Below are 14,086 nucleotides of genomic sequence, written 5' to 3' on the forward strand. Positions count from 1 at the left end.
CTCCCACCCCGGCCCTCCCCCGCAAGCGGGAGAGGGGGCGCAGCTTTCGCCGCAGTCAGCAGCTCGGCCAATATCTCCGAAGCGTTCATCCATGAAAATCTACCTGGCAGGCCCCGACGTCTTCCTGCCGGATGCGGTCGAGATCGGCCGGCGCAAGGTCGATATCTGCGCGGCTCACGGCTTGACCGGCCTATATCCGCTCGACAACGCCATCGACCTCGCCGCGCCCGACGCCTCGCGGCAGATCTTCTGCGGCAACGAGGCAATGATGGACGAGGCGGTTGCCATCATTGCCAACCTCACTCCGTTCCGCGGCGCCGGCGCCGATCCCGGGACCGTCTACGAGCTCGGCTACATGGCCGGCCGGGGCAAATTCTGTCTCGCCTATTCCAATGACGGCGCAGCCTATGCCGACCGCGTCGGCCGTTTCATGGACGTCACCACCGAGGACGGCCGGCTGGTCGATGCCCAGGGGCTGACGGTCGAGGATTTCGGCCTCGTCGACAACCTCATGATGATCCATGCACTGGAGCTGCACGGCTGCCCGCTTGTGACCCCGGCCGCGATGCCGATCGACGTCTGGCACGATCTCGCGGCGTTCGAGGCTTGCGTCCGGATGGCGGCCGCGCGATTGATCGCTACATAAGCATGTCAGTCGTGCCCATGAGAGCCTGATGTCCCCTCCCCGCAAGCGCGCGGATGTATTGCTGGTCGAGCGCGGCCTGTTCGAAAGCCGGGCACGGGCGCGCGCGGCGATCGAGGCCGGCCTCGTCACTGCCGATGACAAGCAGGTGGCGAAACCATCGGAGACGATCGCCGAAGATGCGGTGATCCAGGCCGAGCCCGCGCATCCCTATGTTTCGCGCGGCGGCGTCAAGCTCGCGGGCGCGCTGGAACGCTACCCGATCGAGATCGAGGACCATGTCTGCCTCGACGTCGGCGCCTCCACCGGCGGCTTCACCGAGGTGCTGCTGGCGAACGGCGCGAACCTGGTGTTCGCGATCGACGTCGGCAGCAGCCAGCTGCATACCTCGCTGCGCGATCATCCCAGGATCGTGTCGATGGAAGAGACCGACATCCGCAGCTACGAGGGCAAGCGACTGCCGGCTCGACCCGATGTCGTGGTGATCGACGTCAGCTTCATCTCGCTGAAGACGGTTCTGCCGGTGGCGCTGTCGCTGGCGGCCGCGCCGATGAGCCTGCTGGCACTGATCAAGCCGCAATTCGAGGCGGACCGGAAGCACAACAAGAAGGGCATCGTCCGAGACGCCGCCGTACGCCGGGAGATCTGCGACGACATCGCCGCCTTTGCCGCTTCGCTCGGCTGCACCGACATCGAAATATTCCCCTCGCCCATCACCGGCGGCGACGGCAATGTCGAGTTCTTTCTTGGGGCCCGCCGTGGTTGAGCGCGTCAAGATCGATCATGTCGGTCATCGCGGCGATGGGGTCTGCCTTGGTGCCGGCGACGCCATCTATGTGCCCTACACGCTCGGCGGCGAGACCGTCGAGGTCGATCATGTCTTGGGCCATCATCCCGACCGCCGCAAGCTGCTCGCGGTGGACGTCGCAAGCCCCGAACGCATCGAGCCGTTCTGTCCGCATTTCGGCGTCTGTGGCGGCTGCGCCATCCAGCATTGGGCGACTGAGCCGTATCGCGCCTGGAAACGCAACATCGTGGTGGAAACGCTGGCGCAGGCCGGCATTGATTGCGAGGTGGCGCCGCTGGTCGACGCCCATGGTGCCGGGCGCAGGCGCATCACACTGCACGGCCGCTTCGGCACGCATGACATCCTCAAGGTCGGGTTCTCCGCCACGAGCTCGCACGACGTCATCCCGATTCATCGCTGCCCGATCCTCGATCCCGGACTCGACGGCGCGCTCGACGCGGCCTGGGCGCTGGCAGAGCCGCTGACGTCGAAGATGCCGGTGACGAAGCCGCTCGACATCCAGATCACGGCCACCTCCAACGGCCTCGACGTCGACGTGCGCGGCACCGGACCGCTGCCGACGCCGCTGGTGACGGCGCTGTCGCGCGTCGCCGAGCAGCACCGCCTGGCGCGACTGACGCGGCATGGCGAGCTGGTGCTGCAACGCCTGCCGCCGACGGTGAAGATGGGCCGCGCGGAGGTGACGCTGCCGCCGGGCTCGTTCCTGCAGGCGACGGTGGCCGGCGAAGAAACGCTCGCCGCACTGGTCGCCGAGCGCGTCGGCAAGGCCAGGGAGATCGCCGATCTCTTCTGCGGCGTCGGCCCGTTCGCGTTGAGGCTGGCCGAGAAGGCCCGCGTCACCGCCCATGACAACGATGCCGGCGCGGTCGCAGCGCTCGCGAAGGCGGCACGCACGCCGGGCCTGAAGCCGGTCAGGTGCGAACCGCGCGACCTGTTCCGCCGCCCGCTGGTGCCGCAGGAGCTGCGCGACTTCGACGCCGTGGTGTTCGACCCGCCGCGCCAGGGCGCGCAAGCCCAGGCGTTGAAGCTCGCCGCAAGCAAGGTACCCGTCGTGGTCGCCGTGTCCTGCAACGTCGCGACCTTCTCCCGCGATGCGCGGCTGCTGATCGATGGTGGCTATCGGCTGGAGGCGGTGGTGCCGGTGGACCAGTTCCGGCACACGCCGCATGTGGAGCTGGTGGCGAAATTCGGACGGTAGTCGCGCAGGCTGGAGTCCGTCCGTCAGAACGCGATCCGCAGTCCGCCACGGCCCGAATAGGCGACGCTCGAATCCGACAGCTTGAGATACTCACCGGCCACGAAGAGGCTGGCGGGCCCCCGCGTGACATCGAGCCCTGCGCCGCCGAACACGCCCCAGACGTCGTTCGCGCCGGGAAGCGCAAACGGCACAGACTGGCCGAGCAGCGTCAAGTTGACGGTCGCATCTCCGAGCCGCTGAAGGCCGATCACGCCTGCACGCAGGCTGCCGTTCAGCCAGGCTGTTTGCTCGATCCGGGTGGCGGCCGAGAGCTTCAACTCCCCGCGCTCCTCCAGTCCGGAGAGCGTACGGCCGCCAATGGTGGCGTTCGCCGTTGCTCCGCTCTCGCTGAGACCGCCGAGACGTCCGGCGAGATAACGTATCCGGCCGACAGGAGTCAGCGTCCAGACGGTCCCTCCAGTCCGGCCCAGGCCGATGTGATGCCCGAGTGCGAGTTCCGGGATGGCGTAGGTTCCGGAATTGCTCGCCGTCGCGGTCTCGATGCCGCCGGCAACGAGGTTGTTGGAGACGAGACGGGAACTGCGCTGGTCGATGTGACCGAGCTGCAGCATCATTTCCAGAAAGGTCGCGCCGAAGGTGCCGCGCGCGAACGCCCCGCCGAACACGATGTCGGCGCTCGTGGTCGCGAGGTTGAAATCCTCGCTGGTCTGCATCGCGCCGCCTCCAATGAAAGCGCCGATACGCAAATTGGGATTGGCCTGCCAGTCGCTACCGATCAGTCCGCCCTGGAAGCGGCTGATACTGTGCAGCAGCGTCGCGGTCGCCGGTTGATCCCGTTCCCCGGCAAATCCGCGAGCCCAGACGCTTGTGCCGCCGGCATAGAGCGTCGTAGGCCCTTGCGGCGTGACTGCAGCGAATGCCTCGCGCGCATCGCGCTTCGGACCGGGCGGCGCGGCATAGAAGAGGGGCTCGCTGGTTGCGGCGGGAGAAGCGTCCGCGTTCGGCAACGCGGAGGACACGGCCGAAGTGAAGGCCAGGAGATTCCGGTCCATGACCCCGAACGGCGTGGAGTCGAACGTGACAACCTGCGAACCGCTCACCACATAGGGTGTCGTCGAGCTCACGGTTGCCCCTGCAAGCGAATTGAACGTGTAGTCGAAGTTGCCGCCCCGGAAGTTCACCCTGTCCGCGCCGCCCCCGAGGTCGATCAGGCCGATGATGCGGGATCCCGGCAGCGAGGTCAGCGTGTCCGTCGAGGCGCCGAGCGACAACGCAAGACTTGCTGTGTCGGCGGCCGCAATCGCGCCGGCATTGGTGATATCGGCCGAGCTGGCATAGATCGTCGAGGCGCCGGCGGCCTTCACCGAGACCGTACCGCCATTGTACAGCGTGAGCTGGTTCGACGTGATGGCGATCACCTGTCCCGTGATCGTGCCGGAATTGTTGATCGTCGTGTTGCCGGAGTCGATTGCGACTGAATTCGACAGGATCGACCCGCTGTTGTCGATGACGGCATTGGCGACCGAAAGTGCGGCAGAGCCGCCGAAGATCGTGCCGCTGTTCGATACCCTGACAGTCCCGAATGACACGATGCCGTAATTGCCGCCAGAGATCGATCCGCTATTGGTGATGTCGCCTGCACCGGTCAAGTTGATCGCGCGGCCTGCACTTCCGATGATCGCCCCGGAATTGACCACGGTCGCGGTGGAGGCCCGGATGCCGTCCGAACTGCCGCGGATCAGCCCGGAAGTGGTCAGCGTCAGGCTTCCAGCCAGATCAACGGCCGGGCCGGCGCTCGCCACGATGGAGCCTGAATTGCCGATCGTCGCCGTCGTGCCATGAATGGCGGACGTGACCCCGCTGATGACCCCTGAATTGTAGAGACTCGTCAGCGTCACAACGTCGATCGCTGTCGTCGTCGCGGAGACGATGGATCCGGCATTGCTGATCTCGGCAAGCGGAGCAGTGATGGCGGCCGTCTGCGCATTGATCGTCCCCGTCGCCGTATTGAAGAGCGATAGACGAACGGCTACGTCGATGCCCGTACCCCCGGTCCCGCTGATCACTGCGGCATTCGAGATCGCGGCCACGTCAGCGAAGATTCCGAAGAAGCCGTTGACTGTCCCGAAATTGTCCAGAGTCAGATTGCCGCCGGAGGTCGTGATTCCGATGCCAGTACCCGCAATGCTGCCCCGGTTGGTCACGATCGCGGTGGCGGCGTCGACGCCAACGCTGCCCGACAACGTACCCTCATTGACAACCGTTCCGGCGTTGAACACCGCAACTGCGCCCGCATTGGTCACGGTGCCGCGATTGATCAGGCTGCCGGTATTGAAAGCGACCCCGCCTGACAGCGATGCGCCGTCGTCAACAGTGACGTTGAGGTTGGAGAACCCGACGCCGCCATAGCCGCCGGCCGTTACGCCGGTACAGAGCGCCGAGATGCCGTTTCCCGCGGCTGGCGTGCAGGCCGCCTGCGCCGGACCGCGGGCCAGGATTGCCACGAAGGTGCCGGCGATAGCCGACAAAAGAAGTCGAGGGATCGCAGGACCTGTGGTCGACGCCATGAGCGATGAGCATCCGCCAATTCGACGCGCTATCAGATCAGGCGCGCTTCGACGATTCCTACGTCGCGGCGGGAACCGCTGCAATCGGCAGGGATGTTGCGGGCATGCGCTTCTGTTCCGATTGTGGCTGATCCGCCACAAGCATGCGGCGAATAGGCGCAAAATCACTGAAAATATGGTCCGCGGCCGCAACGGTCCGGAGCGACCAGCGAGGCTTTCAGCGCCGAAGACCGCCCAGTGCAGGGGACTCGCCGGGAAGCATCGACGAGTTGATGTCGCTATCCATGCGTCCCGATTGCTCCTGGGCGTAGCCGACCCCGAACGACAGGCTGAGGTTGGAGGTCGGCTTGAACTCGACACCCGCAAACCCGCCATAGCCGGGCGCGGCGCTGGAGGTGAGCGGCGCCAGCGAACTGCCGATGCCGCTGCCGTATTTCGAGGTGCCGAAGCCGGCGAAGAACGTGACGGGCATTCCGCCAGCCGTCTTGGTGGCGTAGCCGAACTGCGTGCTATCGTAGGAGAGCGCGCTGAAATTGCCGGCCGAACCGGCCAGATTGAAGCCGTTCAGACCAAGATTGCCCCGCTCGTTGCCGACGAAGAAACCGTTCGCATAGCTCGTACGCCAAGCTGCATCGCCGGCGTTGAAGCTCGGGAAGTTGCCATAGGTATCTGAGCTTGGGCCGGCGTCTCCACCGAGGCCGAAGGGGCCGCCGGGGATCCAGTATCGCAGCGGCGCGACTTGCGCATGAAGCGGCTCTCCGCCGAGACAGAGCACTGCGAGAGCTGCAAGAGCACATGACCGTGCAAGGTTGAACATTCGGATGACCGTCGAGAGTTTTACAAATTATAGTCTTCGAACATCGTCAATGCCAGCGGAGTGAGTGCGTCGGCGTCACGGCCGCAGGTCTCCCGGGGAACCGCGCCTGATGCCGCACGATCCGTTGCTCGCCCGCCTGACGTCCGTTCTTGCCGAAGTACCGGGCGTTCAGGCCGTCGTGCTTGGCGGCTCACGCGCGCGGGGCAGCGCGCATTCCTCCTCCGATTACGACATCGGGCTGTATTGTTCTAACGCGGGCCCGCTCGATACGGATCGGCTCCTGACGGTCGTGAAAGACATCGCCGACGATCCCGGCGCTACGACCGTAACGAGGTATGGCGAATGGGGACCGTGGATCGTCGGCGGCGCGTGGCTGGTAGTCGAGGGACAAAAGGTCGATCTGCTCTACCGTCACGCCGACAACGTCGAGCGAGTCATGATGGATTGCCGAAATGGTACGGTCCTCATGGACTACCAGCCCGGTCATCCACATGGATTCTGCTCGGCGATCTGGATGGGCGAGATCGCGTATTGTCGGCAACTGCACGATCCGAAGGGCTTGATCGCACAGCTCAAGACAATCGCTCTTCCCTATCCGCAGGCGCTGCGCCGAGCCCTGATCCGACGCTTCCAGTGGGAAATCTTGTTCAGCATCGAGAATGCGGAGCTTGCGGCCGCACGCAACGAGCGGAGCCACATCGCGGGATGTCTCTACAGGTCGCTCGCCTGCGTCGCGCAGGTGCTGTTCGCTCTGAACGAACGCTACCTCGTCAACGAGAAGGGGGCATTGCAGGAAGCAGCCGGCTTGCCCCTGGCGATCCCACAATTGGTGGAGCGGTCCGACCAGATCTGGCAACTCGTCGGTGATGGCGGTTTCGCACGGGCCAGCGCGATCCTGCGGCAAGTCGACCAGGAACTGAAGGCGCTGACACAACGCTGGGGGACAGCGTCGTAACGGCTATGCCGTCTTGTCGACAGAAGACGACGAATCCGCCGGCGGATACTTCGTCACCGGCACCATGAAGGATTTCGTGCCGACCTGGTAGATGACCTTACCGTTCTGCCCGTCGTCGGTCGCGATCTGCGTCTGTCCGAACATGATGACATTCTTGTAGACGAAGCCGGTGCCCTGGCGGGTGATGCCGTCGGTGGTGACGCTGACCTGCGCCTCCTTGCCGTTGACGGCGAGCACCTTGAAGCTCGCGCTCTTGCCGTTCTCGCTGGAATAACCGCCCCAGCTTCCCATGAGGCGGCTGTCGGAAGCGGGGGGCGCCTGCTTCTCCAGATTGGCGGTCTGCTTGCCAACGCCGCCGACCGAGAACAGCAGCACCATGTTCTTGCCGTCCTTGGTGCCGACCGTGACTCCGCCGAAGGTGATGAGCGTGCCCTTGACCTCGCCAAAGCCGCGCTCGGTGCGGCCGTTATGGGTGTACTCGACCTGCGCCCGGGCACCGCGGATGTTCACGACCTTGAAGCTGACGGGCTGGTTGTTGCCCACCCAATTGCCCTTCCAGTCACCGACCAGAGCACTCTGGCGATACATTCGCTCGTTGGCGGGCGAGATCTGGTTGGTGCTCGATGTGACGATGGCCATTGCACTGCTCGGAGACGGGTTCGACGAACCCGCTTTTCTTTCGTTCCAGCAATGTCGGGATGCTCGCTGGAAACCGATAGAAACCGACTGATTAGGGCCATGCACCGGTTAACGAGCAGTTAAATTGACTGCCGTTGGGATGGGCAAAAGGTCTCAGCCGGAGCTTCAGCGCCCCCAGCGATCGGACCAGATCTTCTCTCCGATCAGGCAGTTGGCGCGCGGCTCCTTGTCGGCAACGCGCATCACGGGGCGCTCCGGCGTGCGGCCGGCGACCTCCATCAGCAGCTTGGTGCGGATCGCTTCCTTGAACTTGTCGCGCTCCTTGATCGTGATGACGAAGGAGCCGGGGCCGCCGATGACGCAATCCTCGTAGTAGTGATCGAGATTGTCGATATCCATGGTCGAATAGGACGGCTCCTTCACCATGATCGGCAGACCGTTGATGACGATGCCCTTCTCGAGCGCGGCATCGCGCGCCACCGTGACCGGGCCGCCATTGTTGTTGGGACCGTCGCCGGAAATGTCGATGACGCGGCGCAAGCCCCGATAGGGATCCTCGTCGAACAGCGGCATCGCGAACGCGATCGCGCCGGAGATCGAGGTGCGCGAAGCGCGCCGGATCGGCGTCTTCATGATCTCGGCGGCGACCGCATCCGCCGTCTCCGGTCCGTCGACCAGCCGCCAGGGAATGATGATCTTCTGGTCGCTGGAGGCGGCCCACTCGAAATAGGTCACCGCGATGCGGCCGTTCGGGCCCAACTTCAGCGCCTGCAGGAACTCCTTCGACTGGATCGCCTGCGCATAGCCCTCGCGTTGGATCGCGAGCTCGTCCATGTCCATGGAGTAGGACACGTCGACCGCGAGGATCAGCTCGACATCGACCGTCTGCGCGTCCCTGTCGGCCGCAAGCCGCTGCGATTTATTCTTGGGTGATTCGAATTTGGGTCCTGGTGCCGCGATGCCCGCGACGTCCCCTCCGGCAAGCATGCCGGCCACCAGCACAGCCCCGATCGAGAACAGCATGCGCATTCGCAGTCTCCCGTCGTATGACGCGATGGTGACATGCAAATGCCTTGCCGCAAAGTGCGAAGATCGCTTGCGCTTCACATTCGAGTTAGGAATTTGCACGCCTTGCGCAAAACCGCCGCCATGTTGCCGTGCTTGCGTCACCGGAACACGCGCGATGACAGGCACCGAGATTCCGGGCTCTCGCTTCGCGAGCTCAGAATGACAGCGATGTGGAGACACGCACCCCACCCACTTGTCCGGCATGATTTCCATGCTAGGCTGGCCACATAGATGGGGATGGAGTCCCCCGACAACCGCCCGGCGGTCCGTGACCTGTGGGCTGATGACTCCTGCTTGAGGTGAGGCAATCTTTGAGCCTCTGCCTTCGGCGGGAGCATGGACAAGCCCGCCGACGGCGGGTTTTTTGTTGCCTGCAGAATGGCCGAGGAGAACGCGAAGGCGTGACCAGGACGACACCGAATGCTGCACGTGCCTCGCTACCCAGGGGAATCTGGGTGCTCGGCTTCGTCTCGATGCTGATGGACATCTCGTCCGAGATGATCCATGCACTGCTGCCGATCTATCTCGTCACCGTGCTCGGCGCCTCCACGCTCACCGTCGGTTTCATCGAGGGCGTTGCCGAGGCGACGGCCTCGATCACGAAGATCTTTTCCGGCGCACTGTCGGACTGGCTCGGTCGCCGCAAGCTGCTCGCCGCGCTCGGTTATGGGCTTGCCGCCTTCACCAAGCCGCTGTTCCCGCTGGCGCCCAGCGTCGGATGGCTGGTGGCGGCACGCTTCATCGATCGCGTCGGCAAAGGCATTCGCGGCGCGCCGCGCGATGCGCTGATCGCCGATATCGCGCCCGTCGGCCTGCGCGGCGCGAGCTTTGGCCTGCGGCAATCGCTCGACACCATCGGCGCTTTCGTCGGCCCGCTCGCGGCGATCGCCCTGATGTGGTGGACGGCTGACAATTTTACCCTCGTGTTCTGGGTGGCGGTTTTGCCGGCGTTCCTGTCCTTCGGCCTCATCACGTTTGCGGTGAGCGAGCCCGAGCCGGACCCGGGCCGGGAGCCTGCGAGGAATCCGTTGAACACCGCCGCGATGCGGCAGCTCGGCGCGGTCTATTGGCGAGTCGTAGCCGTCGGCATCGTCTTCACGCTCGCGCGCTTCAGCGAGGCGTTCCTGATCTTGCGCGCGCAGAACATCGGGCTCAATGCGATGTGGGCGCCGGCGGTGCTGGTGCTGATGAACATCGTCTATGCCCTGTCGGCCTATCCGGCCGGCGTGCTGTCGGACCGGGTCAACCGCACCGGCCTGCTCGCGCTCGGCCTCGTATTACTCGCCGGGGCCGACCTCGCGCTGGCGCTGCTGCCGAATCTGGCCGGGCTCGCGCTCGGCGTCGCGCTGTGGGGGCTGCATATGGGATTGACACAAGGGCTGCTCTCGGCCCTCGTCGCCGACGCAGCGCCGCCGAGCCTGCGCGGCACCGCGTTCGGCTATTTCAACTTGTTCACGGGGCTCGCCTTGCTGGCCGCGAGCGTGATCGCCGGCGCGCTGTGGGACGCCTATGGTCCGGCTGGCACATTCCTCGCAGGACTCGGCTTCGCGCTGGTCGCGCTCGTGGGACTGCTCACCGTCGGCAACGGCCTGGTAGTGGAAGACAAATGATCGTGCACGTCGCAAAGCGGGGGACGGGACGTTGAACATTCAATTCATTCTGGCGGTCGCCGCCGGCGGGGCGCTCGGCGCGGTCGTGCGCTATCTCGTTGCGATCGGCTCGGGCCGGCTGTTCGGCACCGATTTTCCCTGGGGCACTCTGATCATCAACGCGACGGGGTCGTTCCTGATCGGAATTTTCACCGCGATGTTCGCGACCAGATGGAACCTGCCGCAGGCCGCCCGGATATTTCTGACCGTCGGGATTTGTGGCGGATACACGACCTTCTCGACCTTCTCGCTGGATGCCTGGTACCTGATCGAGCGCGGTCAGACCTTGGCCTCGGCCGCCTATATGATCGCATCGGTGGTGCTGTCCGTGGGGGCCCTCATCGCCGCGATGCAGCTCATTCGGGCTCTTCCCTGAGCGGCGCATTCCAGCCCATCCTCGCCGGCATATGACGAGCGTGTCCGCCGCTTGGAGAAGCGGCGCGTTCTACAATATGATGAGCGGGCTGGAAGCTGATCAGCACCGGAACGTTTCAGGGAACGATGGCCAACACCGTCACCACGCCGAAAACGCGGACCAGGACCAAGGTCGAGCGGCCCAAGCTGCACAAGGTCATTCTGGTCAACGACGACTACACACCGCGTGAGTTCGTCACCAGGATTCTGAAGGCCGAGTTCCGCATGACCGACGATCAGGCCTACAAGGTGATGATCACCGCCCACAAGCTCGGGGCCTGCGTCGTCGCCGTGTTCACCAAGGACGTCGCCGAAACCAAGGCGACGCGCGCCACCGACGCCGGCCGCGCCAAGGGCTACCCGCTGCTGTTCACCACGGAGCCGGAAGAATAGGGCTGGTCGCACCAGGCTCTCCGCGCGCATTGCTTCAGGACGCTCGCCTCGGAATCCACCGGATGCCAGCTCGGGCGTGTGATCTGCCCGTTTGCCCAGGATGCTGCACTTCGCGCCCCGCTGCCGAATTTCGTATCTATCGGCCGTCAAGAAGCGCATCGTGATGCCACCGTCAGCGTGGCTGAGCTCGTCAAGCCCGAAAAGTCCGAGTAAGTGGCAAACCAGCCCCGCTGGTTGGCCTTTTTGCGACGAAGTGCATTCCAAGCGCACGGCCGTGACGTCGCTGGAGCGCAAGCGCGGTCTACGCGCCGACCACAACTCGAATATAAGTTGTATTTATTGAACAATATCGCGCTTTGATTGTTGAGCTACAGTCCCCGACGCAGCGGGAGCGGCCAAACAGGAGCGCAGCGCCCGATGATGAAATCCCTCACAGCCTTTTCGATCTTCATGCTCCTGGGAGTCTCCATAGTCCTGTTGCCCAGTATGACTCCGCAAGTGAAGGCTGGGGAAACCATTGCCTTGGCGAAGGCGGACCGGCTGCCAAGGCATTCCGCTGACAGCGATTGCGGAGGCCAGAACTGGCCGAATTTCGAGGCGCGCTGCCTGCATCGTGGTGGCTCGGACGTCAGAGTTCGAGAAGCCCGTTTGGTGACTGCGCGCCGTTAGACCAACAATCTCAGAAGCAGCGCCCGACTTCGTCGGCTGGTGCAGGAAGCGTCGTGCTCGGATGTCAACAACTTCAACGTCATTGCCGAACGTTCTCGTCGTGGAAGACGAGATGATATTGCGCATGCGAGCGGTCGACATCGTGGAGGATGCAGGATTCCACTCTGTCGAGGCCGTCAACGCCGATGAAGCGATCTCGATTCTCGAGTCGCGCTCGGACATATCGCTCCTGTTCAGCGACATTCAGATGCCGGGCAGCATGGATGGCCTGAAACTGGCCCACGCAGTGCACGATCGCTGGCCTGGCATCAAGATCGTACTGGTATCCGGCCAGATAAAGCCGGCTGAAGCCGACACGCCCGCGGACAGCCGCTTCTTCCGGAAGCCGCTCAGCGTCGAAGAGATGATCCTTCAGCTGCAGGCAATGATCGGGGTCGGGGCGCTGGAGATCGTTCCGGTCACGGCGTCCGCCGAGGACAACGTTCAGATGCCTCGCTCTCCGCAAGAGGCGCTTCTGGCCGTGGAGAACGAGAACCTGAGGCTGCTGCTGGAGCAGGCCGGCACCGACGCCAAGGACTTGCTTGCTGAAGCTGGCATCCAGGCGCAGGAACGCGAGGCTGCCGATAAGCTTCAGAGGCTCATCCTCGGAGAGCTGCATCATCGCGTCAAGAACACGCTCGCAACGGTGAGCGCAATTGCGGCACAGAGCTTCCGGGCCGCGATCAACCTGGAACATGGGCAGAAGGCCATGGATGGCCGATTGCTGGCCTTGGGGCGAGCCCACGACCTACTGATGCAGGTCAGCTGGGCGAATGCCAGTCTGACTCACACACTGAGCGGCGCCACCGATCCGTATGACGTTCAGGGAAGCAGACGTTTCCATTTCAATGGGCCCGACATCAGGATCACATCCGGTGCGGTCATCGCGCTGGCGATGACGTTCAACGAGCTCTGCACCAACACCACGAAGTTCGGCGCACTGTCCAATTCCTCCGGTCATGTCGAAATCGCCTGGACGGTGGACGACCAGAGACTGCGGCTGACCTGGAGCGAAAGCGACGGCCCGTTGGTCGCACCGCCGAGCCGGCGGAGCTACGGAACCCGGATGATCGAGGCGCTCGGCCAGCAACTGAACGGCCTGGTGCACCTGGCCTATGAGCCGTCCGGATTTGCCTATCGGTTGGACGTCCCACTGAAATCGGTCATGGCGCCCTAGGCGATCGCGACTGGCGTTTCCTCGGTCAGCCCGAAGACCCGCTGCGACTTCGAGAACCCCGCGATCGGAAATTCGCCGAGCTCGTGCCAGCCTTCGCGGCAGACCTTGGCGAAACTTTCCGAGGCAACGACGGTACGCCCCAAGCGGCCCGTGATCTTCTCGAGCCTTGCGGCGAGATTGACCGCGGGGCCGATGCAGGTGAAGTCGAGGCGATTACCGCCGCCGATATTGCCGTAGAGAATGTTGCCGACGTGGAGCGCGACGCCGAAGCGGAAGCGCTCGACGGCATCGCCGACCGGAAAGGCCAGCGTTTCGACGCTGGCGCGGGATTCGCGCGCTGCCTTCAACACCTGCCCACAGACATGGGTGACGTCGCCGACATATTCGTCGATCGGAAACACCGCGAGCAGGCCATCGCCCATGAACTTCAAGACCTCGCCGCCATGGGCGCGGATCGCGCTGACCTGACAGTCGAAATAGCCATTGAGGATCTCGACTACGGTCTCGGCCGGCAGCCGGTCCGACAGCGCGGTGAAACCGCGCAGGTCCGAGAGCCAGATCGCCGCCTGCATGGTGTCGGTGTGACCACGGCGGATCTGGCCGCCGAGGATGCGTGCGCCGGCGCGGTTGCCGACATAGGTGTCGAGCAGCATCTCCGCGGTGCGCCGCAGGCTGATGATCTCGCTGACGCGCGCGAGCGGCGCGATAATGGCCCGGATCGACGCGATGTCGTCGTCGCTGAAGCCACCGGGACGCCGCGTGATCCAGCTCGTCGCATGGATCGAGCCATCGAGAAACGGCACCGGCACCGCAATATAGTCGGTCGCCCCCTCGGCGCGCATGTCGTCGAGAAACGGGAAGCGCTGAGCGTCGGGATCGTTCGGGCGCCCCCTGACCTCCAGCCCCTGCTCGAACACGATGCGGAGCGGGCTGCGGGCGAATTCGGGTGTCTCCAGGATCTCGAAGTCGACGCTGCCGATTTCGACTTCCTGCCCCTGCTGCCAGATGAAGTTGCGGCCGAAGACTTCGGGATGCAGCGTGCGGATGAAG

At 64.3% G+C, this 14,086-nt stretch carries 13 protein-coding genes and 1 riboswitch; of the genes, 8 read left to right on the plus strand and 5 right to left on the minus strand.

What is annotated here, in order from left to right; all coding sequences use genetic code 11:
• Positions 1-91 precede the first annotated feature (91 nt).
• Genes AX729_RS19560 through AX729_RS19570 form a run of 3 tightly spaced genes read left to right on the plus strand, consistent with a single transcriptional unit; the run spans position 92 to position 2,649 of the window.
• Entirely contained in the window at positions 92-646 is a 555-nt protein-coding gene (locus AX729_RS19560; protein WP_061025972.1) for a nucleoside 2-deoxyribosyltransferase, read from the plus strand.
• A gap of 28 nt (positions 647-674) precedes the next feature.
• On the plus strand, positions 675-1,409 hold the full coding sequence (locus AX729_RS19565) for a TlyA family RNA methyltransferase (protein WP_061025974.1): 735 nt from the start codon (positions 675-677) through the stop codon (positions 1,407-1,409).
• Positions 1,402-2,649: a class I SAM-dependent RNA methyltransferase gene (locus tag AX729_RS19570; RefSeq protein WP_061025994.1), complete on the plus strand. Its 1,248-nt coding sequence runs from the start codon at positions 1,402-1,404 to the stop codon at positions 2,647-2,649. The genes AX729_RS19565 and AX729_RS19570 overlap by 8 nt, the downstream gene beginning before the upstream one ends.
• A 23-nt stretch (positions 2,650-2,672) precedes the next feature.
• Here AX729_RS19570 and AX729_RS19575 read toward each other — a convergent pair whose 3' ends face one another.
• Both AX729_RS19575 and AX729_RS19580 read right to left on the minus strand, forming a co-directional pair.
• Entirely contained in the window at positions 2,673-5,216 is a 2,544-nt protein-coding gene (locus AX729_RS19575; protein ID WP_082770483.1) for an autotransporter outer membrane beta-barrel domain-containing protein, read from the minus strand.
• Positions 5,217-5,433: 217 nt separating this feature from the next.
• Positions 5,434-6,033, minus strand: a complete 600-nt coding sequence (locus tag AX729_RS19580) for a hypothetical protein (RefSeq protein WP_061025978.1) — start codon at positions 6,031-6,033, stop codon at positions 5,434-5,436.
• A 109-nt stretch (positions 6,034-6,142) separates the two neighbouring features.
• Here AX729_RS19580 and AX729_RS19585 point away from each other — a divergent pair, with 109 nt between their 5' ends.
• On the plus strand, positions 6,143-6,988 hold the full coding sequence (locus tag AX729_RS19585) for a nucleotidyltransferase domain-containing protein (protein ID WP_061025980.1): 846 nt from the start codon (positions 6,143-6,145) through the stop codon (positions 6,986-6,988).
• 3 nt (positions 6,989-6,991) lie between these two features.
• Here the strand turns inward: AX729_RS19585 and AX729_RS19590 are convergent, their stop codons facing one another.
• Positions 6,992-7,627, minus strand: a complete 636-nt coding sequence (locus AX729_RS19590; protein ID WP_061025982.1) for a hypothetical protein — start codon at positions 7,625-7,627, stop codon at positions 6,992-6,994.
• Between the two features lie 165 nt (positions 7,628-7,792).
• Positions 7,793-8,656, minus strand: a complete 864-nt coding sequence (locus AX729_RS19595; RefSeq protein ID WP_061025983.1) for a DUF1194 domain-containing protein — start codon at positions 8,654-8,656, stop codon at positions 7,793-7,795.
• A 263-nt stretch (positions 8,657-8,919) separates the two neighbouring features.
• Positions 8,920-8,995: riboswitch (Fluoride riboswitch) on the plus strand.
• A gap of 101 nt (positions 8,996-9,096) precedes the next feature.
• Between AX729_RS19595 and AX729_RS19600 the strand changes: the two genes are divergently transcribed.
• The 4 genes from AX729_RS19600 (at position 9,097) to AX729_RS38735 (ending at position 13,036) form a co-directional block, all read left to right on the plus strand.
• Entirely contained in the window at positions 9,097-10,305 is a 1,209-nt protein-coding gene (locus AX729_RS19600) for an MFS transporter (RefSeq protein ID WP_061025986.1), read from the plus strand.
• Positions 10,306-10,336: 31 nt separating this feature from the next.
• Positions 10,337-10,720, plus strand: coding sequence for a fluoride efflux transporter CrcB (gene crcB, locus AX729_RS19605; protein ID WP_061025988.1), 384 nt, complete (start codon positions 10,337-10,339; stop codon positions 10,718-10,720).
• A 125-nt stretch (positions 10,721-10,845) separates the two neighbouring features.
• Complete coding sequence (gene clpS, locus AX729_RS19610) at positions 10,846-11,151, plus strand: ATP-dependent Clp protease adapter ClpS (RefSeq protein ID WP_061025990.1); 306 nt, start codon at positions 10,846-10,848, stop codon at positions 11,149-11,151.
• 730 nt (positions 11,152-11,881) lie between these two features.
• Complete coding sequence (locus tag AX729_RS38735) at positions 11,882-13,036, plus strand: sensor histidine kinase (RefSeq protein ID WP_082770485.1); 1,155 nt, start codon at positions 11,882-11,884, stop codon at positions 13,034-13,036.
• Here AX729_RS38735 and AX729_RS19620 read toward each other — a convergent pair.
• The coding region (locus tag AX729_RS19620) for an adenylate/guanylate cyclase domain-containing protein (RefSeq protein WP_061025992.1) at positions 13,033-14,086 on the minus strand (1,054 nt) is incomplete at its 5' end. The two genes, AX729_RS38735 and AX729_RS19620, sit on opposite strands and share 4 nt — an antisense overlap.

The sequence above is a fragment of the Bradyrhizobium sp. CCH5-F6 genome (assembly GCF_001556045.1).
GTDB lineage: Bacteria > Pseudomonadota > Alphaproteobacteria > Rhizobiales > Xanthobacteraceae > Bradyrhizobium.

Excerpts from the sequence above, each read along its gene's own strand:
- AX729_RS19565 (WP_061025974.1), top strand. The coding sequence starts at position 675 with ATGTCCCCTCCCCGCAAGCGCGCGGATGTATTGCTGGTCGAGCGCGGC.
- clpS (WP_061025990.1), top strand. The coding sequence starts at position 10,846 with ATGGCCAACACCGTCACCACGCCGAAAACGCGGACCAGGACCAAGGTC.
- AX729_RS38735 (WP_082770485.1), top strand. The coding sequence starts at position 11,882 with ATGTCAACAACTTCAACGTCATTGCCGAACGTTCTCGTCGTGGAAGAC.
- AX729_RS19590 (WP_061025982.1), bottom strand. The coding sequence starts at position 7,627 with ATGGCCATCGTCACATCGAGCACCAACCAGATCTCGCCCGCCAACGAG.
- AX729_RS19585 (WP_061025980.1), top strand. The coding sequence starts at position 6,143 with ATGCCGCACGATCCGTTGCTCGCCCGCCTGACGTCCGTTCTTGCCGAA.
- AX729_RS19595 (WP_061025983.1), bottom strand. The coding sequence starts at position 8,656 with ATGCGCATGCTGTTCTCGATCGGGGCTGTGCTGGTGGCCGGCATGCTT.
- AX729_RS19580 (WP_061025978.1), bottom strand. The coding sequence starts at position 6,033 with ATGTTCAACCTTGCACGGTCATGTGCTCTTGCAGCTCTCGCAGTGCTC.
- AX729_RS19560 (WP_061025972.1), top strand. The coding sequence starts at position 92 with ATGAAAATCTACCTGGCAGGCCCCGACGTCTTCCTGCCGGATGCGGTC.
- AX729_RS19575 (WP_082770483.1), bottom strand. The coding sequence starts at position 5,216 with ATGGCGTCGACCACAGGTCCTGCGATCCCTCGACTTCTTTTGTCGGCT.